This window comes from Paenarthrobacter sp. CCNWLY172, from assembly GCF_037402035.1.
Lineage (GTDB): Bacteria > Actinomycetota > Actinomycetes > Actinomycetales > Micrococcaceae > Arthrobacter.
Genome location: NZ_JBBEGB010000011.1, coordinates 76,736 through 97,648 on the forward strand (window position 1 = coordinate 76,736; position 20,913 = coordinate 97,648).

At 64.2% G+C, this 20,913-nt stretch carries 18 protein-coding genes and 1 riboswitch; of the genes, 8 read left to right on the forward strand and 10 right to left on the reverse strand.

The window, feature by feature from the left end; all coding sequences use genetic code 11:
• Positions 1–33: 33 nt before the first annotated feature.
• Entirely contained in the window at positions 34–867 is an 834-nt protein-coding gene (locus tag WBN73_RS17015) for a DUF559 domain-containing protein (RefSeq protein WP_337340881.1), read from the forward strand.
• Positions 868–986: 119 nt separating this feature from the next.
• Here the strand turns inward: WBN73_RS17015 and WBN73_RS17020 are convergent, their stop codons facing one another.
• The gene (locus WBN73_RS17020; protein WP_207596613.1) at positions 987–1,562 is read right to left on the reverse strand and encodes a helix-turn-helix domain-containing protein; all 576 of its coding nucleotides are present in this window, start codon (positions 1,560–1,562) and stop codon (positions 987–989) included.
• 268 nt (positions 1,563–1,830) lie between these two features.
• Here WBN73_RS17020 and WBN73_RS17025 point away from each other — a divergent pair, with 268 nt between their 5' ends.
• Positions 1,831–3,366: a sodium:solute symporter gene (locus tag WBN73_RS17025; RefSeq protein WP_207596612.1), complete on the forward strand. Its 1,536-nt coding sequence runs from the start codon at positions 1,831–1,833 to the stop codon at positions 3,364–3,366.
• A 127-nt stretch (positions 3,367–3,493) separates the two neighbouring features.
• Positions 3,494–3,613: riboswitch (SAM riboswitch) on the forward strand.
• A gap of 16 nt (positions 3,614–3,629) precedes the next feature.
• Positions 3,630–3,929, forward strand: a complete 300-nt coding sequence (locus WBN73_RS17030) for a hypothetical protein (RefSeq protein WP_207596611.1) — start codon at positions 3,630–3,632, stop codon at positions 3,927–3,929.
• Here the strand turns inward: WBN73_RS17030 and WBN73_RS17035 are convergent.
• Positions 3,926–4,117: a hypothetical protein gene (locus WBN73_RS17035; RefSeq protein ID WP_207596610.1), complete on the reverse strand. Its 192-nt coding sequence runs from the start codon at positions 4,115–4,117 to the stop codon at positions 3,926–3,928. The genes WBN73_RS17030 and WBN73_RS17035 overlap by 4 nt on opposite strands.
• Positions 4,118–4,349: 232 nt before the next feature.
• Between WBN73_RS17035 and WBN73_RS17040 the strand changes: the two genes are divergently transcribed.
• From WBN73_RS17040 to WBN73_RS17050, 3 genes are all read left to right on the forward strand, one after another.
• Positions 4,350–5,522 carry a VIT1/CCC1 transporter family protein gene (locus tag WBN73_RS17040; protein ID WP_207596609.1) on the forward strand — a complete coding sequence of 391 codons (1,173 nt, stop codon included), beginning with the start codon at positions 4,350–4,352 and terminating at the stop codon, positions 5,520–5,522.
• Positions 5,523–5,606: 84 nt separating this feature from the next.
• On the forward strand, positions 5,607–6,506 hold the full coding sequence (locus tag WBN73_RS17045) for a matrixin family metalloprotease (RefSeq protein WP_337340882.1): 900 nt from the start codon (positions 5,607–5,609) through the stop codon (positions 6,504–6,506).
• A gap of 31 nt (positions 6,507–6,537) precedes the next feature.
• Positions 6,538–7,560 (forward strand): matrixin family metalloprotease, encoded by a 1,023-nt coding sequence (locus WBN73_RS17050; protein WP_337340883.1) that lies wholly within the window; start codon positions 6,538–6,540, stop codon positions 7,558–7,560.
• A 7-nt stretch (positions 7,561–7,567) separates the two neighbouring features.
• Here the strand turns inward: WBN73_RS17050 and WBN73_RS17055 are convergent, their stop codons facing one another.
• Positions 7,568–8,707 (reverse strand): LOG family protein, encoded by a 1,140-nt coding sequence (locus WBN73_RS17055; protein WP_337340884.1) that lies wholly within the window; start codon positions 8,705–8,707, stop codon positions 7,568–7,570.
• A gap of 74 nt (positions 8,708–8,781) precedes the next feature.
• Here WBN73_RS17055 and WBN73_RS17060 point away from each other — a divergent pair, with 74 nt between their 5' ends.
• Both WBN73_RS17060 and WBN73_RS17065 read left to right on the forward strand, forming a co-directional pair.
• Complete coding sequence (locus tag WBN73_RS17060; protein WP_337340885.1) at positions 8,782–9,573, forward strand: gamma-glutamyl-gamma-aminobutyrate hydrolase family protein; 792 nt, start codon at positions 8,782–8,784, stop codon at positions 9,571–9,573.
• 119 nt (positions 9,574–9,692) lie between these two features.
• Positions 9,693–12,614: a chitobiase/beta-hexosaminidase C-terminal domain-containing protein gene (locus WBN73_RS17065; protein WP_337340886.1), complete on the forward strand. Its 2,922-nt coding sequence runs from the start codon at positions 9,693–9,695 to the stop codon at positions 12,612–12,614.
• Between the two features lie 172 nt (positions 12,615–12,786).
• Here the strand turns inward: WBN73_RS17065 and sucD are convergent, their stop codons facing one another.
• The 7 genes from sucD to WBN73_RS17100 form a co-directional block, all read right to left on the reverse strand.
• On the reverse strand, positions 12,787–13,689 hold the full coding sequence (sucD, locus tag WBN73_RS17070; RefSeq protein ID WP_090820359.1) for a succinate--CoA ligase subunit alpha: 903 nt from the start codon (positions 13,687–13,689) through the stop codon (positions 12,787–12,789).
• Between the two features lie 12 nt (positions 13,690–13,701).
• Positions 13,702–14,871, reverse strand: coding sequence for an ADP-forming succinate--CoA ligase subunit beta (sucC, locus tag WBN73_RS17075; protein WP_089593935.1), 1,170 nt, complete (start codon positions 14,869–14,871; stop codon positions 13,702–13,704).
• A 264-nt stretch (positions 14,872–15,135) separates the two neighbouring features.
• Positions 15,136–15,825, reverse strand: coding sequence for a hypothetical protein (locus WBN73_RS17080; RefSeq protein WP_207596604.1), 690 nt, complete (start codon positions 15,823–15,825; stop codon positions 15,136–15,138).
• Positions 15,826–15,847: 22 nt separating this feature from the next.
• A complete protein-coding gene (locus WBN73_RS17085) occupies positions 15,848–16,399 on the reverse strand; it encodes a hypothetical protein (RefSeq protein ID WP_337340887.1) in 552 nt (183 codons plus the stop codon).
• The gene (locus WBN73_RS17090; protein ID WP_337340888.1) at positions 16,315–17,259 is read right to left on the reverse strand and encodes a putative Ig domain-containing protein; all 945 of its coding nucleotides are present in this window, start codon (positions 17,257–17,259) and stop codon (positions 16,315–16,317) included. The genes WBN73_RS17085 and WBN73_RS17090 overlap by 85 nt, the downstream gene beginning before the upstream one ends.
• A gap of 167 nt (positions 17,260–17,426) precedes the next feature.
• Positions 17,427–19,970: a DNA helicase PcrA gene (gene pcrA, locus WBN73_RS17095; RefSeq protein ID WP_337340889.1), complete on the reverse strand. Its 2,544-nt coding sequence runs from the start codon at positions 19,968–19,970 to the stop codon at positions 17,427–17,429.
• A gap of 88 nt (positions 19,971–20,058) precedes the next feature.
• Positions 20,059–20,904 carry an inositol monophosphatase family protein gene (locus WBN73_RS17100; protein ID WP_207596600.1) on the reverse strand — a complete coding sequence of 282 codons (846 nt, stop codon included), beginning with the start codon at positions 20,902–20,904 and terminating at the stop codon, positions 20,059–20,061.
• Positions 20,905–20,913: the final 9 nt, after the last annotated feature.

Genomic DNA, 20,913 nt, shown 5'->3' on the forward strand with positions numbered 1-20,913 from the left:
CCGGGAGTTGCCCCATTCCGCTGGACTGGAGGCATGGACGCTTTGAAGTATCTGCAGGAAGCCGGCGGAGTAGCCCGCACGGGTCAACTTCTCAGGGCAGGGTTCTCCCGCTCGGACGTGGAGTCACTGACGTCCCGGGGAGCGATTCGTCCCCGCCGGGGCGTGTTGATGCTCAGTGACCACCGGCCGGAGTTCGCTGCGGCCATCCGCAATAACGCTCTTGTCTCCTGCGCCAGCGCCGCATCGCACTATGGCCTCTGGCTCAGGACCGCCCCCAGCCAACATCATCTGACCTGCGACCACGGGCACGGCAGCGGGTTCATCAGGCACAGAACGGCGCGCTTCGACCCCCACGCCTCACTCCCTGTTGCAGCGATTGAGGACGTGGTGCTTCACGCGATGACATGCCTGGAAGCTCCGGCGTCAACAGCCATGGCAACATCGGCAATTCGGCTGCACGGCGTGCCCCTGGCACTGCTTAAGGAGCAGCTTCGCGGGGACAGGTCGAGGCCGGCCCTGAAGGCTCTGCACGAGCTCGACCTACGTGCGGAATCCATTATTGAGGTGGATGCGCAGCACTTGTTCCGCGCCCACGGAATTGCCTTCGACGCGCAGGTGGCAATACCTGGAGTGGGGCGCGTGGACTTTCTTCTCCAGGAATTCCTCATTGTCGAAGTGGATGGCTTCGCGTACCACTCCAGTAGACAGGACCTGCGGAATGACCTGTCACGGAACAACGCCTCCACCGTCAACGGATATGCAGTGCTGAGGTATCCACCGGAGGTGATCTGGTTCGAGCCGGACCGCGTTGTTGCAGAAGTCAGGGCAGTCCTTGCACGAAGGCCCGGTACGCTCCCTCCCGGTTAGCAGCCCACTCCCTTCCGCCGGCCCCCGGATTCCCGAGGCTCAGCGCACCACCCGGCCCCCAGAACGGGAGGTAACTGGGAAGGAGCGCAGCAGCAGCTGAAAGGGCAGGGCAGGAAAACCTAGCGGCTCGCCGCCGGCACCAACACCCAGAGCACCTCGACGGTCTCGTCCGTGGGGTTGATCCACGTGTGCGGTTCGCGGCCGGGGAAGGAGAGCGTGTCCCCTTCTTCGAGGTCGTATGCCTCGTTGGTCAGAATGAGCTTGATCCTGCCCTTGATCACGTGCAGGACATCGACGTCGCAGTCCACGGCGTAGAGCTCGTTCTCCCCGCGGCCCCGCGGCTCAATGGTGGCCTGCAAAATCTGGAGCCTGCGCTCGGAGCGGGCCGTCAGCAACCGCTCCACGATGCCTTGGCCACCCAGGGAGATACGGGGGCCGTCGTCGCGCTTGGTCAGGTGCGTCTCCGGGGCGGCGAACAAGTCACCCACAGAGACCGACAACACCTGGCACAGGGTGACCAGTGAAGCGACCGACGGCGACGTCAGGTCACGCTCCACGCGGCTGAGGAAGCCCTTGGTCAGCCCGGTGGCATCAGCCACCTGCTCAATGGTGAGGCGCTGCGCCTGCCGGGCTGCGCGGATTCTGGAACCGATGGCAACGGGAACATTGCTCGGTTCAACGGGGAGAGCCTTCATTCACGAACCTTTCAGGCCTGTCATCTGGCCCTGTCATTGGAGCAATAGTAGCCGGGAGACGAGCCAACAGGACCAGAACCGGCGGAACCGTGACTAAAGCATCTTGACTGTTACTCCGATCACAACATATCCTCATAGGCAACAAGTGTTGTCTGTGAGGCACACAACACCCTTCCCCAATCTCCAACCATCAGCACAGAGACTTCGACGCTTCGCAGGAGTATCGTCGAAAACCCCAACCTCCGTGCATCAGCTCCAAGGACCGCTCATGGAATCTTCGGCTATAAACATCGCAATCGTGGTGGTGTACCTGCTCGCCATGCTGGCATTCGGCTGGTGGGGCAAGTCCCGCACCAAGAACAACAGCGACTTCCTGGTGGCTGGCCGCCGCCTGGGACCGTTCCTTTACACCGGCACCATGGCCGCTGTGGTCCTCGGTGGCGCTTCCACCGTGGGCGGCGTCGGCCTCGGCTACAAGTTCGGCATCTCCGGCATGTGGCTGGTAGTGGCCATCGGCGCAGGCGTGCTGCTGCTCAGCCTCCTGTTCGCCGGCACCATCCAGCGCCTGAAGATCTACACGGTCTCCCAGATGCTGAGCCTTCGCTACGGCAGCAGGGCCACGCAGACCTCCGGCATCGTCATGCTGGCGTACACGCTCATGCTCTGCGCTACTTCCACCGGCGCCTACGCCACCATCTTCGTGGTGCTCTTCGACTGGGAACGCTGGCTTGCCATCGCCGTTGGCGGCGCGATCGTCCTGGTTTACTCCACCATTGGCGGCATGTGGTCCATCACGCTGGCCGACCAGGTTCAGTTCATCATCAAGACCGTCGGTATCTTCTTCCTGATGCTCCCGTTCGTCCTGAACGCTGCCGGCGGCATGGACGGCATCCGTGAGCGCCTCGATGAGACCTTCTTCCAGATCGATGGCATCGGCGCCCAGACCATCATCACGTACTTCGTGGTCTACACACTGGGCCTCCTGATCGGTCAGGACATCTGGCAGCGCGTCTTCACTGCCAAGACCCCCGCCGTTGCCCGTTGGGGCGGCGCCACGGCCGGCGTCTACTGCATCCTCTACGGCATCGCCGGCGCCCTGATCGGCTTGGCCGCCCGGGTGGCACTGCCGGACATCGATGTCACCAACCTCGGCAAGGACGTTGTTTACGCCGAGGTGGCAACCCACATCCTGCCCGTCGGCATCGGCGGCCTGGTCATGGCCGCGGCTGTTGCGGCCATGATGTCCACCGCATCCGGCGCCCTGATCGCCGCAGCCACGGTGGCACGTGCGGACGTTGTCCCGTTCGTGGCCAGCTGGTTCGGCAAGAACATCAACACCGATGACAGCGAAAACCCCGAGCACGACGTCAAAGCCAACCGCTACTGGGTTCTTGGACTCGGCATCGTGGCAGTACTGATTTCCATGGCGGCTCAGGACGTGGTGATTGCCCTCACCATCGCCTACGACATCCTGGTGGGTGGCCTCCTGGTCGCAATCCTGGGCGGTTTGGTGTGGAAGCGCGGCACGGGCATCGCCGCTGCATGGTCCATGGCAGTTGGATCGGTGCTGACACTGACCCTGCTGATCCTCTTCGCCCTGGGTGTCATTCCGAGCGCGGACGGCGTCTACGCCAACGAACCGATCTACTACGGTCTCGCCGCTTCGTTCATCGCCTACGTAGTGATTTCACTGCTCACCCCGCCCACTGATCCCGCAGTCCGCGAGGCCTGGGACAAGCGCGTTGCCGGTGCCGTCTCTGAGGAACTCCCGCCTGAGGCCCACCCGGTCAGCAGCCACAAGTAGCGCTGCAAGCAACAGAGCAAAATTCGACGGCGGCGCCTCCCCTTTCCGGGGTGGCGCCGCCGTTGTTTTGTCCCCGGGAAGAGGGCGCCCCAACTTGCTGGACAGCCGTGCGGTAAGGTGGTCCCAGCTTCAAGAGATGTGGTGCCAAGCTCCGACTGGCCACACACCAACCCCATGTTCACGGGTGGTTCGGATGAGGAAGCGGCCCGTCCCGGACCAGAGACAACCGAGCGGGCAAGAGCACTCCCCCAAGGAGCAGTCCCTTGCCGTACCAAGGCGATACCACCCCGGCTACCAGTACCCCGGCAACAACAGCCACCCACACAGTCGCGGTGATTCCCGCCGTCGACCTCTTCCTGGGCACGGTGACCATCACTGCCAAGGCCGGAACCATGCGGTTCGGACATCCCCAACCGCACCTGATCGCGCAGGCGTTGGCCCGAGCGGTCCGGCCGACCCTTTGGTGTGATGCGTCGAGAACCCTAACCGTGACTGTTGCGGCGGCCGGCAAACGCGCCGGCGTGCAGCTTCACTACACACTCAGCCACGAGGAGCCCGCCTAGATTTCCTCGTCTGCTTCGCGGAATTCCTCGGTCTCGTCGATGGGGACCACACGTTCGTCGTCCTCGGGGGCGTCCACTTCTTCCACCCAGGCCTCGTCCACTTCCTGGTCCTCGGCGTAGTCGTAGGCCGGATCTGACTCAATGGTGGTCCGTTCCGGGTAGTTGGCGTGTGATTCGGTGGTGTTCATGGTGCAACCTCCGTCTCGTGGGCCGCTCAAGCCCTGTTGAACGTGTGCGGGGTGGGCCCCCGCCCCTGTCCTTCCATCTGAGCACCGGCTAAGTCGGGGGTCAAGGACGGCCGGAAATTACGGTGCGCCGAACATTCCAAGTGAGGAATACCAGCCAAAAAACCGCGCAGATAAGCGGTACAGTGGGGCGTGCAATGGGGCCGCAATTACCCCACCCAGCACAGGAGAGAAAGTGCAACAGCACCAGGAATCCCCCGGTTCGTCGAGCCCAGCTCCGGACCCCACCCCGGAATCGGCAGCCCTCGAGAACGTCGGAACGGAACCCGCGGCGCCCTCGCACGCCGACATCCGCCGGTGGCGTCAGTACCTCGCCGACGAGCGCGCCGAGGCCGCTGTCTACCGCGAACTCGCCCAGAGGCGCGACGGCGAAGAACGCCAAATCCTGCTGGCCCTGGCCGAGGCCGAAGGCCGGCACGAGGCCCACTGGCTCAAGCTCCTGGGTGAGCACGCCGGAATGCCCAAGGCCGCGTCAGCCCGCAGCCAGTTCCTGGGATTCCTGGCCCGCAACTTCGGGTCGGTCTTTGTACTGGCCCTGGCCCAACGCGCAGAAGGCCGCTCCCCCTACGGCTCCGAACCCGCGGCAACACCCGCCATGGTGGCTGACGAACAGATCCACGAAGAGGTGGTCAGGGGCCTGGCTACCCGTGGTCGGAACCGGCTCTCCGGGACCTTCCGTGCCGCGGTCTTCGGCGCCAACGACGGCCTGGTGAGCAACCTTTCGCTGGTCATGGGCATGGCCGCCACCGGCGTACCCAGTCCGGTGGTGCTGATGAGCGGTGTGGCAGGTCTTTTGGCGGGCGCACTGTCCATGGGCGCCGGCGAGTACGTCTCTGTACGCTCCCAGCGGGAACTGCTCAACGCGACGCTGCCCACCCAAGCCACTCTCACGGCAGCACCGTCGTTGGACATCGAACACAACGAATTGGTGCTGGTCTACCTTGCCCGCGGCATGACGCGCGAGGCCGCTGAGCATCGCGCCGCAGAGCGAATGGGCCTGTTCAGCTGCGACTGCGATCCCAGCCTCTCCTTGCAGCCCGAGAAACCTGCCACCGACGAGCACGAATCCGTCGGTTCGGCATGGGGCGCAGCGATGTCCAGCTTCTGCTTCTTCGCGTCCGGTGCCATCGTTCCCATCCTGCCCTTCATCTTCGGCATGACGGGCTTTGCCGCCTTGATGGTGGCCGGTGTGCTGGTGGGCATCGCGCTCTTGGCGACCGGCGCCGTCGTGGGCTTGCTGTCCGGGACCTCGCCGCTGAGCCGCGGGCTGCGCCAGCTCGCGATCGGCCTTGCAGCGGCTGCCGCCACGTATGGGCTGGGCCTGGTGTTCGGGGCAACCATCGTCTAGTTTGGACGGTTCCCCCCGCAGCCCGTAATGTTGGTTCGTCCTCCGCGCTGCCCCGCGTGACCAGGGCGTGAGGAATGGAGAACCGTGGACTCGGAGCGGGAAACGCGTGCGCCAAAGCACCGGCGTACCGGCACGGCCTGGCACATTCTCCGTGGCGTGCTCATGGCCGGAATTGCCGCTGTGGTGGCAGTGTTGGTCAGCGGATTCCTGCATGGAGACCCGCGGATCACCGCCCTTTTCCCGGGTGTGAGCGTCCCTGGTGCCGCGCACGACGGGACACCCGGGCAGAAGCAGACGGCGCCAGCACGTGCAGCAGACGCCCCGCCGCCCGGATTTGAGGAGGCGGACGCCCCGCTGGCCTCGCCGAAGGTGCCGGAGACTACCAACGAGTCGTATAAGTTCCTGGCTACCAACGACGACGGCACTCCGGTGGGGTACTCGCCATGCCGCCCGCTGCACTACGTGGTGAACGAAGGGTCCGCGCCGGAAGGTTCCGATGCACTGCTGGAGGCAGCGATCGCGAACGTCTCCGCAGCTTCAGGAATCCAGTTCGTCAACGACGGGACCACCGACGAGTTGCCGGTAGACCGACGGGAGCCATACCAGCCGGCCAAGTACGGCGACCGATGGGCGCCCCTGCTGATTTCGTGGACCACTCCGGAGGCAGCACCGGCTTTGGCGGAAAAAGTCATTGGTACGGGCGGCAGCACCATGTACTCGCTGAACAATGGACCCAAAAGCTACATCACGGGCAGCCTGGAGCTGGACACCCCGCAGGTCGCCGAACTCCTTGCTGATCCCGAAGGCGCCGACTACGTCCTCGCCGTCATGCAGCACGAGTTGGGGCACGTCATGGGCCTGGACCATGTTGATGACCCGGTCCAACTCATGTACCCGGAAATCGGCGCCCCTGACGGCCTTGCGGCCGGCGACCTGACCGGACTGCACCTCCTTGCCTCGGCCCCCTGCCGCAAGGACATCTGACAGCCGGTTCGGGGGGCCATGGACTCCCGGCGTGTCCGGACTTATGCTGGCGGCTACGGTCGACGGCGGCGCCCCACCTCCCGTCGCGGCCTCCACGTCAGGGGGTTCCATGGAACCTAACGGGTCGCCCCAGTGGCAGGACCCCGATCCCCTTCGCCCGCATGATCCTCCGCATGGCCCCTACCGACCCGGGGCCACGCTGCCACCGGCACCGGCACCGCCGGTCAAGCACAGCAGCATCGCCGCGATCCTGTTATTCCTGGGCATCCTCGGACTGGTGTGCGCGGGGGCGTATTTCAGCGGCGACCTGCAGCGGTTCCTGTACGGCTCCTCCGCCTCGCAAAGCCAGGCACCCCGGCCCGGGTTGGTCCCGTTCGGGCAGCGCCAAGAGCCTGTGCCCGGCCTGGAAGAAGCCGATGCGCCACTGGGAACTCCGGCACCGGTGAACCGGACCAGTACCTCGTACAAGTTCCTTGCCGTCAAGGAGGACGGCACTCCCCTGGCCTACTCCCCGTGCAGGCCCATCCACTACGTGGTGAACGCCGATCTCGGGGATCCGTCCTGGCAACCACTGGTGGAAGAGGCCATTCGCCAAGCCAGCGTGGCCACCGGATTGAAGTTCGTCTACGACGGCCCCAGTTCCGAGGTCCCCTCCACCAACAGGCAGGGATACCAGCCCGCCAGATACGGTGACCGATGGGCGCCCGTCCTGATTGCGTGGAGCACTCCGGAGCAGGTGCCGCGCCTGACCGGCCAAACCGTGGGCCTGGGAGGGAGTTCCTCGATTGGCCTGAGCGACGGCTACAAGGCCTATGTCACCGGTACGGTGTCCCTGGACGCCCCGCAGTTCGCCGGCATCGTGGACACCTCCGAGGGCAAGGAGATCGGCGTAGCGGTGATCATGCATGAGCTGGGACACCTGCTGGGCCTTGACCACGTGGACGATCCCCGGCAACTGATGTTCGACCAGGCTTCCTGGGTCCGCCAGTACGCTGCCGGTGACAGGACCGGCCTGGCCCAACTCGGCTCGGGTCCCTGCAGCAAGGACTTCTAGCCGCGCCTCACGCCTGGCCGGCCACCACTGCGAGCGCTTCTTCCACGGTGTCCACCAGGAAGATCTTCTCCTCCATGGGTTTTCCCGCGGCCAGGCTCTGCAGCATGGGCCAGGCCGGGAGTGTCCGTTCCCAGTGTTCACGTCCCACCAGCACCATGGGGCTGATGGTTTCGGGCGCTCCGTAGTAGTTCTCGCAGGCGTCCTGGAAGATCTCCTGCACCGTTCCAGCGGCGCCCGGAAGGAAGACGATCCCGCCGGTGCACAGCTCCAGCAGGATGGCTTCCCTGACGGCATTGGCGAAGTACTTGGCAACATGTGTGGCGAACAGGTTGGGAGGCTCGTGGCCGTAGAACCAGGTGGGAATCCCCAGGGTCGGTGTGCCTTCCGGATGACGTTCGACGACGGCGGCTGCTTGCCGTGCCCAAGCCGTCACCGAGGGTCTGAACCCCGGCACTCCGGCGAGGCTTTCCAGCGCGGCCTCAGCATCGGCGTCGGACGTTCCACTCATGTAGGCACCCAGGTTGGCCGCCTCCATGGCCCCGGGTCCCCCGCCGGTGGCGACGGCAAATCCTGATTGGGCGAGCAGGCGGCCCAGCCGGGCGGCGTCGGCGAAGTCGCTGGTGCCGCGCTGGGCGGCGTGTCCACCCATGACACCCACCACTTGGGTCCCGGAAAGTGCCCCGTGGTCCAGGAGTTCGTCCAGGGCATCGCCGATTGCGTGGTCGTGCAGGGCCGCGGCCAGGGTGGCGTCCAGGCTTCCCCGCTGCCCGGGGAGGATACTCCACTGGTAGACCAGGGCGTCGAGGGTTGACTCGTACTCAGTGGCGGAGATGTCCTGGTAGAGCTCCCCTGCCGTGTAGAGGCTGTTCCGGTAGGGATCGAACGGTACGCCGTGAAGCTTGGGAAAGATCAGCGCGCCACGGCGACGCAGGCTCTCTTCCACGCCGTCGTCGAAGGTGCACCCCAAAAAGATCGCGCCCTGGGGATCCATGGACTTGAGCTCCCGTGCGTGGCCACGCAGGTCCAGCGACTGCGCGTGCCAGCCATTCATGGTCCCGGCTCCTGCGGTTACCAGATGGCGGAACTGGACCACGCTTTCTATGTCGAGTGTCCGCGGGCTCGGGTTCAGGGCTCCGGTGCGATTCATGGTTTCAGCGTAGTATCGACGGACCGTGACGCGGGCGTTTGCGCCCCGGGCGGCTGTCCAGTGCATCATGAAACATGAAGAGTTCAGAAGTTGCCCGTCCGCGTATCGGTGTTCCGATCCGTCTTAGCAGTTCGGACACCCCCGATGCCCGGGTGGGTGAAGCCAATCGACTTTTCACCTTCATCGTGGACCTGTTGCGCGAGGCCGGTGCGCAGCCAGTGCTGCTGACGCCGGTGTCGGCAGACAGCGCCGGCCGCCTGGCTGCCGAAATGCAGATGCTCGACGGCGTGCTGCTGCCGGGAGGCGGCGACATTGATCCCCGCTTGTACGGCCAGGATCCCGAGGATTCGCTGTACGACGTGAACCAGGAGCAGGACCATTTGGACGTGGATGTTGCCCGGGCAACCATCGACGCCGGCCTGCCGCTGCTAGGTGTCTGCCGCGGCCACCAGTTGTTGAACGTGCTGTACGGCGGAACGCTGATTCAGGACATGGCCCCTACCTCGGTAACCCACAGTGGCCTGGATCCACACGATCCCGCGGCCGGCGAGTGGGCTTGGCATGACGTTCGCCTCACGGCTGGATCCAAAGCGGCGGCACTCTATGGAGCTCCCGGGGGGACCACCATCAAGATTGCTTCCGGGCACCACCAGGCGGTGGACAGGGTGGGCGAGGGCCTGGTGGTCACGGCCATCGCCGAAGACGGGACGGTGGAGGCCTTGGAGGATCCCACCCGGTGGGTAGCCTCCGTGCAGTGGCATCCCGAGGCGTCCGTCATTCCCGATGCGGAGCGGTTGCTGCCCTTCAAGAAGTTCGTGGACGTTTGCCGGCACTCTATTCACGCTCCCACAGTTGGGCTACAGTAACTCTCACTGCATCGCTTTCAGTTCCGTCGGAAGTTCAGCCAGTACCAACTTCATTCATAGACGTCCGGGGGGCGTCGTAAGTTTGCCGGCTGGGGGGCCCAACATCTGCTCAAAGGAGCATGGTTGTGGACCGTACAAAATACGCCAGTCGTCCTCTCCCTCAGATTAGCCGCCCTTCTCTCACCCAACGCCTTCTGGGCCTTCTCCTGGGGCCCGCGTTGGTCGTAGGCGGATTCGCCCTCACCACCGCAGCTCCCGCCGCTGCTGCTGAACCGCCGTGCGCGGGCACCGGCGGTGCCATGCAGATCGTGGCGCACACTGACGATGACCTGCTCTTCCTCAGCCCGGACTTTATGCGCGACATTCAGGCGAAGCGCTGCGTCCAAACGGTGTTCGCCACCGCCGGCGAGGCCGGAGAAGGAGCCACCTACTGGCGCAGCCTCGAATCAGGAATCCAGGCCAGCTACGCCAAGATGGCCGGGGTCTCCAACAGTTGGACTACCTCCGATGCCGGCGTCCCGGGACGCCCTCTGACCCTGCGGACCCTCAACGGCGCCCCCAACATCTCCGTGGTGTACATGCGGCTCCCGGACGGCTTCCCCAATGGCTTGGGCAGCGCAGCATACAACAGCCAGAGCATCCTCAAACTCTGGGACGGCCGGCTGTCCTCCATACGCCCGGTGGACAACGCCGCAACCTTCACCAAGTCCCAGTTCCAGTCAGCGTTGAACCGCCTCGTGGCGAACTTCCAGCCCACCACCTTCCGCACCCAGGACTGGACCGGGAACTTCACCAGCCCGTACGACCACAGCGACCACTGGGCCACCGCAAAATTTGCCCAGCTTGCCACCCGCAGCTACACCGGACCGCACACGTCCATGGCCTACGACGCCTATGTCATTGATGAATACGCCCAGAACGTGACCGGGGCTGAGCTCACCGCCAAGGTGGACACCTTTGTGCGGTTCGCTGATTTCGACATGTACGTCTGCAGCAGTCCCGGCGAGGGCTGTCCGGATTCCCCTTACGACGAGTGGCTGAAACGGCAGTACATTACGGCCATCGAGTGGGTGGGCAACGCCGCTAAATCGGCAGGTACCACCGTCACGGCGTCGTCGCAGAAGGCTGCAGCGCAGAGCCCCGAAAAGGTCCGTGACGGTTACCACTGGGGCACTCCAATGGATGCCACGCGTGAATGGGTCTCCGCCGGGGAGAAGGCCGGCAGCTGGATCCAATACAATTTCACCCCCACCCGGACCATCAATGCGGTCACCCTGTCCGATCGCCCCCTCCTGACGGATCAGATCACCGGCGGGAACCTGCAGTTCTCGGATGGAAGCACTGTGGCGGTCCCGTCCCTGCCCAATAACGGATCGGGGCTCACCATCAAGTTTCCTGCCAAGACAGTGAGCTCGGTACGGCTCAACATCACCTCAGTCAGTACCGGCACCACCAACGCCGGGTTGGCCGAATTTGAGGCCTACCTTGGCGCGGACACCGTGGCCCCCGTCGTCACCGCGGCACCCCCGGGTGGAACCTACGCGGTGGGCCAGTCCATCACCCTGACCGCCAATGAAACATCCACCATTTACTACACCACCAATGGAAGCACTCCCACGACGGCCAGCAGCAAGTACACCGCTCCACTGACGTTGAGCGGCCCGCTGACCCTGAAGTACTTCGCCGTGGACAGCGCGAACAACGCCTCCGCTGTGGTCACGCAGACCTACTCCACGGGTCCGGATGTCATCAAGCCGGTGGTGACCGCCAACCCGGTGGGTGGCCAGTATGCTCCGGGCACCACCATCACACTGTCCGCGAACGAGCCCGCCGATATCCGATACACCACAGACGGTACCGATCCGCTGACGGCCGGGCTCCCCTACACCACGGCGATCCCCTTCAACGGTCCCGGCCCGATGACGTTGAAGTACTTCGCCAGGGATACCGCGGGCAACGTTTCCGAGGTGGCCACCCAGACTTACACCGTGCCACCGGACACTGCGGCCCCCACTGTGACGGCCAACCCCACCGGCCGAGCCTTGGCCAGTGGAGCCACCATCGCACTGTCCGCCAATGAGCCTGCCGCCATCTACTACACCACTAATGGCAGTACGCCCACGGCCACGGAGTCAGCCACCAACATCAAGTACAACGCCGCCAATCCGATCGTCATGGGCAGCTCCACACTGGTGCTCAAGTACATCGGCGTAGATACCGCCGGCAACACCTCGGCTGTGGGGACGCAGACCTACACCGTGCCTGCAGCGGGACCGCCGTCGGCCCATGACTACGACGGTGACGGCCGCGCTGACGTACTGGCCGCCGATACTGCCGGAAACCTGTATCTCTACCCCGGCAACGGATCCGGCGGACTGGACCCCAGGAAGATCGCGCTGGCCGCACCAGCCTGGTCCACCATCACGGACACCGTCACCCCCGGCGACTTCAACAAGGACGGCAAGCCCGACCTCCTGGCACGGGCGGGTGACATCCTCTGGTTCTACCCCGGCGACGGTGCAGGCAGCTTCGGGGCACGTACCCAGGTCAGCACGGGCTGGAGCACCATGACGCAGCTCTTCTCCCCCGGCGACTTCAGCGGCGATGGCATCCCTGATTTCATCGGCCGTCGAAGCAACGGCGAGCTCCGCTTGTACGAAGGAAACGGCACCGGAGGACAGCGGACGCCCTACACGGTCGGCTGGGGCTGGGACGTCATGAATGCCATCTTCAGCACCGGTGATTTCAACGGCGACGGCAAGGGAGATGTACTGGCGCGGCGGACCGACACAGGCGCATTATGGCTGTATCCGGGAAATGGTTCCGGGGGCTGGCTGCAGTGGACGCAGATCGGCACGGGCTGGGGAACCCGCACTGCGATGGCCGGGCCGCGGGACCTTGACGGCGACGGCAAGAACGACGTCGTAGGCCGCATCGGAGACACCTTGTGGCTGTATCCCGGATCGGGAGGCGGAACGTTCAGCAGCGTACCGCCGATCAGCCTCGGCACCGGCTGGCAGGCCATGAAAGTCATCGCCTAGCCGGCCCCATGAACCTGGCGCGGGTCGGAGTTTTCCCCCAGACTCTTCGGCCCGCGTCAGCCATGTCCAGCACGTGGAAAGACCATCGCTTAAAGCACGACGACGGCCCGGTACCTTCCGTGGGGAAGGCGCCGGGCCGTCGTCGTACTTCAGGTGCCTTTCGGCGATAAAACTAGAGCGTTGCGAAAACTTCGCGCAGCAGCTTGGCGGTCTCGGACGGCGTCTTGCCGACCTTCACGCCGGCAGCTTCGAGAGCTTCCTTCTTGGCCTGTGCGGTGCCAGCGGAGCCGGACACGATGGCGCCTGCGTGGCCCATGGTCTTGCCCTCGGGAGCCGTGAAGCCGGCAACGTAGCCCACAACCGGCTTGGTGACGTTGGCCTTGATGAAGTCGGCTGCCCGCTCTTCAGCGTCGCCACCGATTTCGCCGATCATGACGATTGCCTTGGTCTCGGGGTCAGCTTCGAACGCAGCCAGGGCGTCGATGTGCGTGGTGCCGATGATGGGGTCGCCACCGATACCAATCGCGGTGGAGAAGCCGAGGTCGCGGAGTTCATACATCATCTGGTAGGTCAAGGTACCGGACTTGGACACGAGGCCGATGGGGCCCTTGCCCGTGATGTTCGCCGGGGTGATGCCCACCAGGGCTTCGCCCGGGGTGATGATGCCGGGGCAGTTCGGCCCGATGATGCGGGTGATCTGCTTGCCGTCAGCGTCAACCTTGGACTGGGCCAGTGCCCAAAATTCGGCGGAATCCTGAACCGGAACGCCTTCTGTGATGACCACAACGAGGCCGATGCCGGCTTCGATGGCTTCAACAACGGCGTCCTTGGTGAATGCCGGCGGGACGAAGACGATGGAGACGTCTGCGCCGGTTTCAGCGATGGCTTCCTTGACGGTGCCGAAGACGTTGATTTCCTTGTCGCCGTGCAGGACCGTGGTGCCGGCCTTGCGGGCGTTGACGCCACCAACAATGTTGGTGCCCGCCTTGAGCATCAGGGCGGTGTGCTTGGTGCCTTCGCCGCCGGTGATGCCCTGAACGATGACCTTGGAGTCTTTGTTGAGGTAGATAGACATTGTCGCGTCCCTTTACTTAGCTGCGTTGGCGAGCTCGGCAGCCTTGTCGGCGCCCTCGTCCATGGTGGCGGCCAGGGTTACCAGCGGGTGGTTGGCCTCGGTCAGGATGCGGCGGCCTTCCTCAACGTTGTTGCCGTCGAGGCGGACTACCAGCGGCTTGTTCGCGGAGGAACCAAGCTCAGCAAGTGCACCCACGATGCCCTTTGCCACGGCGTCACACGCAGTGATGCCACCGAAGACGTTCACGAACACGCTCTTGACCTGGGAATCGCCAAGGATGACGTCCAGACCGTTGGCCATGACCTCGGCGGAAGCTCCACCGCCGATGTCCAGGAAGTTGGCGGGCTTGACGTTGCCGTGGTTCTCACCTGCGTAAGCGACGACGTCGAGGGTGGACATCACGAGACCGGCGCCGTTGCCGATGATGCCTACTTCGCCGTCCAGCTTGACGTAGTTGAGGTCCTGGGCCTTGGCCTTGGCCTCGAGCGGGTCAGCGGCGTCCTTGTCTTCCAGCGTGGCGTGGTGCACGTGGCGGAAGTCAGCGTTCTCGTCCAGGGAGACCTTGCCGTCGAGGGCGACGATCTCGCCTGCGCCGGTGCGGACCAGCGGGTTGACCTCAACCAGGGTTGCGTCTTCCTTCTTGAAGACGTCCCACAGCTTCAGAATGACGTCGGCGACTTTGCCGCGCAGTTCTTCAGCGAAACCTGCAGCTGCGACGATCTCGTCAGCCTTTGCCTGGTCGATGCCCACAGCGGGGTCGATGGCGATCTTGGCCAGGGCCTCGGGACGCTCGACAGCAAGCTGCTCGATTTCCATGCCGCCCTCTACCGAGCACATGGCCAGGTAGTTGCGGTTGGCGCGGTCCAGGAGGACCGAGAAGTAGAATTCCTCGGCGATGTCAGCACCCTGGGCGATCATCACCTTGTTGACGGTGTGGCCCTTGATGTCCATGCCCAGGATGTTGGTGGAGTGCTCAAGTGCCTCTTCGGCAGTCTTGGCAACCTTGACGCCGCCAGCCTTGCCGCGGCCACCAACCTTAACCTGTGCCTTGACGACAGTTACGCCGCCGATCTTCTCGGCAGCTGCCTTTGCTTCTTCAGGAGTGTGCGCCACGATGCCGGCGAGCACGGGTACACCGTGCGCTTCGAACATATCGCGCGCCTGATATTCAAACAGGTCCACGGTTTAGTGTCCTTCTACGTCGAAGTAGTTTTCTGTTCAGCCGGGAACCGCGATGACCGCGATAGCCAGCTGCGGAAAGTACGCGGTAACAACCAGGATTGAAGCCGGTCACATTGCGTAAGGTCCTCTCGGAACTTTAGCCCTATGAGGAGTCCCGCCAGCTACACACTACCTGTTAAGTGAGTAACCTTACACTTCTATCTCCTGTAGAAAAACCGCAGAATGGCGCGGTTTTTGGGCCTTTCGCCGCCCGTCCGTCCGGCCTCAGCCGGCCTGTTTCAGGTTCCCCGTGACTGTTTTGCCGCCGTCGGAAATCAGTTGGTACCCCTCGGGAGTCACGAAGAAAGCCACGCCACCGGAGACGTTTCCGCAGGCAACACCGCTGTTGTAGGCAGAGCAGCGCAGCCCGTTGCGCTCGATGTTCTGCCCATCGGCCAACTCCCGCAGCTTGGAGATGGGCCCGTTGCGGCTGCCTTTGGGCCCAAACTCCGACTCCATTTGTGTTACGCCGGAACGACATGAGCCGTAGACGGCTTTGTCCGGCGAGAGGAGGGCCGTGCCGCCGAGGTAGCCCAGGCCCGTTCCGGCGCAGTCATCGGCGATGTCGGCCAGGTCCGGCTTGGCATACTTGGCCAGTTCGCAATGAGCCACAGGGACTACGGCGAACTTGTTGTTGGCGGCGTCCGAGTAGGAATTGGCCTCGTAGGGCAAGTTCAGGTGGCCACCCCTGGCGGATGTCAGGGCGCACACGATGGTGCGGTCCTTGGTGACGAAGGCGGTGACATCCTCGCCTGCGGAAAGGGTGGTCTGCTCGGTGACGGGAACCTGTTTCAGTTGCTCCAGGGGCGCCAACGGGGCCGGAGGGACGTAGTCCGGATCCTCCGTGGCGAAGGAACACCCTGTGGTCAAGACCAAGAGCGCGGCAGCAAGAATCCCCAAAACAGTCCGTCGCATGCCACCAATTATGCCGGTTGCCTCACACCGGGCTGCTTCGCCGGCGCCTGAGGCTGTTGATCGCCGTCAGGGCAGCGCCCGCAGCCAGCAGACCCACGGCAGCCCACAGCGTGGCGTTCAGGCGTCCGGACTCCAAGCCGGTCGCCGCGAGTTCAACGCCGGTAAGGTCAGCGTTGGTAAGTTCAGCGCCCGACGCCGGGACCTCCGCTCCTGCCGGTGTCACAGCCGCCGGAGGTGCTGGAACTGCCGGCGCCGGCGGGTTCTCCGCGGGTGGCCGGGTGGCCAGGACCGTCACGGTCGTCCAGAAAATGCGCTGCTTCAGCTGATCGGAGTCGCGGACCCACACAGCGATACTGAAACTGCCAACGCGGGTGGGTATCCCCGTAAGGAATCCGTTCGCATCCACCTCCAAACCCTCTGGCCCGGGATCGCTCGACGACAGACCACCGGCAAAGTGCCTCCGCGTGGAATAGCCGAAGACGTAGGGGGCTACTCCCCCGGTTGCCTCTGCGATCTTGGCCGAGTAGGGCTCGCCCAAGACAGCCGGCGGAACGTCGAATCCAGTGGTCTGCATTCCCAAGGCGTGGACGATGATGCTGGACGTCCTGTCCGAGGAACCGAAACGGTCTTGGACACGGAGGATAAATCATAGGTACCCGCAGTGGTCGGCACTCCGGAAACCGATGCTTCGCGGAGCTCAAGGCCCGGGGGAAGTTGCCCCGAGACCAATGAGATCCGGGCGTGCTCACGGTCTACCCCGGAGTACTGAAGGAACTCGTCGTAGTGCCACCCCACCACACCGTCGTCGAACGTGCCCATGCCCGGCAGCAGCTCGGCATCCGACACGTAGACGCTCGGCGGGTAGTAGCTTTTGACGTCGATGTTTATCTGTTCAGTCAGTGTTTGTTGGGGATCCGATGAGTCTGAAACAGTGACCGACGGCGATGGGCTGTACAGCTCTGTAGGTGTTCCTGTGAAGCTCAGGGTCGCGGAGTTGAAAACCAAACCTGCCGGGACATCGGTCGCCACAACGGTGTACGGGGCGGTCCCGCCGACAACCTGGAGCTGAGCCTCAAACGGTTTGCCCACGAAAGCGAGGTCCTCGCTGATCATGACCGACAACGGGGCTGTCGCCTCGATGACGGCCTTTTCGACGGCGGGTGCCTGGGCTTCTGCAGGGCTGGCGGTTGGTGACGGGGTCGCCAGCGAAGCGTCGGGAGCTGAGGGGCTCGCGGTTGCTGTCGGCGTCGGACTGGCCGTCGGGCTCGCTGTGGGGCTGGGAGTGGCACTGCCGGTAGACGTCGGACTGGCAGTTGCTGCCGGCTCGCTGGACGACGCTGACGGCTCCGTATCGGCTGTCCCAGGAGGAGCGAACTGGAGCGCCATGGCGCTCACCACGGCCCCAGCCAGCAGCAGCCTCCCGGCCTTAGCCAATAATCGACGTTCCCCAGCAAAAGCGCCCAGGCGCGTCCTCCCCCACAGGAATACAACTTTTTTGCGTTGCAAGATGGGGCAGCAAACAGACGGTGGCCCCAGTGCAACGCCCGGTCAGTCTAGGCCGGGAAGGAGATCAGGACAATGGGTACGGCACCCTGCGAAGCTTAAGCATCCAGTTTGGTCAGCGGCGCGTAGCGCAACAGCAGGCGCTTCTCGCCGACGTCGAACTTCACCTTGGCCACTGTCTTATCGCCGGCACCTTCGACGCCCAACACCACACCATTGCCGAAGCTCGTGTGGTTGACCTTGTCCCCCACCACCACGGAAATGACTTCCTTTTGCGGCTGGACCCTGTTGCGTGCGACGGCGGCAGGAACGTCGGCGTCGAACCCTGCAGTGGGGCTGGCGGCAGCACCGCGTGAGGTGCCCGCTCCCCAGAACGATCCGCCATAACGATTGGAGCCGATGGGGGCGCTGCCCCAACCGCCCGCCTGGCGGCTCATGCCTTCGCGCTTCCACTCCACCAGTTCGGAGGGTATTTCTTCGAGGAACTGGCTGGCAGGGTTGTACTGGCTTTGGCCCCACATGCTGCGGACTTCGGATCGCGTGACGTAGAGCCGCTTGCGGGCGCGGGTGAGGCCCACGTAGGCGAGCCTGCGTTCTTCCGCGAGTTCCTTGGGGTCCGTGGCTGAGCGCTGGTGCGGGAAGATCCCGTGCTCCATGCCGGTCAGGAAGACCACCGGGAACTCCAAGCCCTTGGCGGTGTGCAGGGTCATCAAAGTGACCACGCCCATGCGCTTGGCCTCGGCCACGGCGGCATCGATGTCAGCGCCGGGAGCATCGGGAATCTGGTCGGCGTCCGCTACCAGGGACACCTGCTCCAGGAACTCCCCCAGGGAACCTTCCGGGTTGTCGCGTTCGTACTCGCGGACCACGGCCACGAGTTCGGCGAGGTTCTCCACCCGGGATTCATCCTGCGGATCAGTGCTGGCGCGCAGCCCTGCAAGATAGCCGGTTTGTTCCAGGACAGCTTCCAGCGCGGCAGCGGCACCGGAACCTGACGCGACCTCGGCGAGGTCATCCATCAGCTTCACGAAACCGAGGACCAGGTTGACCGAACGGCTGGCCATTCCGGGCGCTTGGTCTGCGCGGCGGGCTGCCGCCATGAAGGAGGACCGCTCGCGTTCCGCCAGGGCAGCAACGGCGCCTTCGGCCCGGTCACCGATCCCGCGCTTGGGTTCGTTGAGGATACGGCGCAGGTTGACGTCGTCGTCCGGGTTCACCAGGACGCGCAAGTAGGCAAGGGCGTCCTTGATTTCCTTGCGCTCATAGAAACGGGTGCCGCCCACCACTTTGTACGGCAAGCCCACCCGGACCAACACGTCTTCTATGGAGCGTGACTGGGCATTGGTCCGGTAGAAGATGGCGACGTCGCCGGGCCGCAGGTTTTCCTCGTCCTGCAGGCGGTCGATTTCCTTAGCGATGAACTGGGCTTCATCGTGTTCGTTCTCGCCCACATAGCCAACGATCTTCTCGCCATCGCCCTCGGCGGTCCACAAGCGCTTTTCCTGGCGGTTGGGGTTCCGCGAGATCACCGAGTTGGCGGCGCTGAGGATGTTCTGGGTGGAGCGGTAGTTTTGCTCAAGCTTGATGGTCCGGGCATTGGGATAATCGGCCTCGAACTCCACGATATTGCGGATATCCGCACCGCGGAAAGCATAGATGGACTGGTCGGAGTCGCCCACCACGGTCAACTCGCTGGGCTCGACGTTGGTATCTGTGCCTACGCCCACGATTTCCCTGACAAGGGCGTACTGGGCATGGTTGGTGTCCTGGTACTCATCCACCAGGACATGCCGGAATCGGCGCCGGTAGGACTCAGCGAGCGCAGGGAAAGCGCGGAACATGTAGACGGTCTCGGCAATGAGGTCGTCGAAGTCCATGGCGTTGGCTTGGCGGAGGCGCTGCGTGTACCCCTTGAAGACTTCCGCCACGGCGGTGTCGAAAGGGTCGTTGTAGTTCGCCGACGACGCGTAGGAATCAGCGTCGATCAGCTCATTTTTGAGTGCTGAGATCTTGTGTTGGATGGCCTTGGGCGCGAACTTCTTGGGATCAAGGTCCAGGTTCTTGGCTACCAGGGTGATCAGGCGCAGGGAGTCCGCGGAGTCATAGATGGAGAAGTTCGAGTTCAGACCCACCGTGGTGGCTTCCCTGCGCAGGATGCGGACACAGGAGGAGTGGAACGTGGAGATCCACATGGCCTTGGCCCTGCCGCCAACCAAGGCTTCGATGCGTTCCCGCATTTCCGCTGCCGCTTTGTTGGTGAAGGTGATGGCCAGGATTTCCCCGTGGTGGGCGCGCTTGGTGGCGATCAGGTAGGCGATCCTGTTACTGAGGACACGTGTTTTGCCGGATCCCGCACCGGCCACAATCAGCAAGGGGCTGCCGGCGTGCTTGACGGCTTCTTCCTGCTGCGGGTTCAGCCCCTGCAGGAGTGCATCGGCAGACGGAAGTCCCGCCCCTCCGGTGTTGCCCCATCCTCCCGACGCCGGCCCGTCAGCAGTGTCCGACGACCCGCTGCTGCCCCCTTGGAGGCGGGCACCGGCAGCGCCTCCCCCTGAGTGGGAAAGCTCCGGGGCAGCCTTGACTGCGGCTTTGGTGCCTGCTTTGAAGGGTCCGTCTGCGTAGGGGTCAAACAACATATCCATGGTGCCTACCAGTCTAGGCGGTGGCCCCGACACAATAAGGCGCCGGGTAGTCGGCCCTCGCCAAGCGACGCTGCAAACGCCTCAGCGACTAAGCAAACTGGGGAACCGAGGCCAGCGCGGCGCTCAACCCGCGCACCGCCGTCGGGCCTCCAGCGACGAACCAGTTCAGTCCGTTGACCTTCACGACGGCGGTGTCCCCGCCTGCTGCGCGGACGATCGCTTTTCCGGGCAACCAGTCCCATTCCGGGCAGCTGTGTTGGAACCAACAGCCGAGTTCGCCGTCGGCTACGCGGCCGAGGTCGCACGAACCCGAGCCGAACATGCGCAGGGACGCCGCGGTGACCGCAGCGGCGTGCCAAGGCATTGCCGCGCGGGGATCTGCCAGCCAGGTGGGATGAATATAGGTGGCAGCGCTGATTTCACCCACGGCACGGTCACCCGAGCCGGAGATCGGTTCGCCGTTCAACGTGGCGGGGTGTTCTTCCCCGCCGAGCCACAGCTTGTCCAGTTCGGGCTGGTAAATGGCGCCGAGCAGCACGTCCGGATCTGCAACGGGGTTGGTTCCATGGTCGGAGCCGTCCCGCTTGAGGGCGATCGCCGAGCACCAATAGGTGGATCCATGCAGGAAGTTATAGGTGCCGTCCACGGGGTCAATCACCCAGGTTCGGCCGCTCGTTCCCGCCACGGACGCACCTTCTTCGCCGAGGATGCCATCCTCAGGCCGGCAGCGCCGCAACTGTTCCAGAACATACGCCTCGGCTGCGTGATCGGCTGCAGTGACGACGTCGGACACCGAGGTCTTGCGTTCGCCCTGCAGGCCTCCCATCCGCATGAGCAGCGCCAACTGGCCTGCCTCACGGACCAGCGCGCTGGCCAGTTGGTAGTCATTCAGTGTTGGATCGAGTTCAGTTGCTGTGTGCCTGCCGGTGGTCATGGTTCCAGC

Bases quoted from the DNA above. Each gene is read 5' to 3' on its own strand.
- pcrA (WP_337340889.1), bottom strand. From the start codon at position 19,970: ATGGATATGTTGTTTGACCCCTACGCAGACGGACCCTTCAAAGCAGGC.
- WBN73_RS17060 (WP_337340885.1), top strand. From the start codon at position 8,782: ATGAAGAGTTCAGAAGTTGCCCGTCCGCGTATCGGTGTTCCGATCCGT.
- WBN73_RS17015 (WP_337340881.1), top strand. From the start codon at position 34: ATGGACGCTTTGAAGTATCTGCAGGAAGCCGGCGGAGTAGCCCGCACG.
- WBN73_RS17100 (WP_207596600.1), bottom strand. From the start codon at position 20,904: ATGACCACCGGCAGGCACACAGCAACTGAACTCGATCCAACACTGAAT.
- WBN73_RS17025 (WP_207596612.1), top strand. From the start codon at position 1,831: ATGGAATCTTCGGCTATAAACATCGCAATCGTGGTGGTGTACCTGCTC.
- WBN73_RS17085 (WP_337340887.1), bottom strand. From the start codon at position 16,399: ATGCAGACCACTGGATTCGACGTTCCGCCGGCTGTCTTGGGCGAGCCC.
- WBN73_RS17035 (WP_207596610.1), bottom strand. From the start codon at position 4,117: ATGAACACCACCGAATCACACGCCAACTACCCGGAACGGACCACCATT.
- WBN73_RS17055 (WP_337340884.1), bottom strand. From the start codon at position 8,707: ATGAATCGCACCGGAGCCCTGAACCCGAGCCCGCGGACACTCGACATA.
- WBN73_RS17020 (WP_207596613.1), bottom strand. From the start codon at position 1,562: ATGAAGGCTCTCCCCGTTGAACCGAGCAATGTTCCCGTTGCCATCGGT.
- sucD (WP_090820359.1), bottom strand. From the start codon at position 13,689: ATGTCTATCTACCTCAACAAAGACTCCAAGGTCATCGTTCAGGGCATC.
- WBN73_RS17065 (WP_337340886.1), top strand. From the start codon at position 9,693: ATGGTTGTGGACCGTACAAAATACGCCAGTCGTCCTCTCCCTCAGATT.
- WBN73_RS17080 (WP_207596604.1), bottom strand. From the start codon at position 15,825: ATGCGACGGACTGTTTTGGGGATTCTTGCTGCCGCGCTCTTGGTCTTG.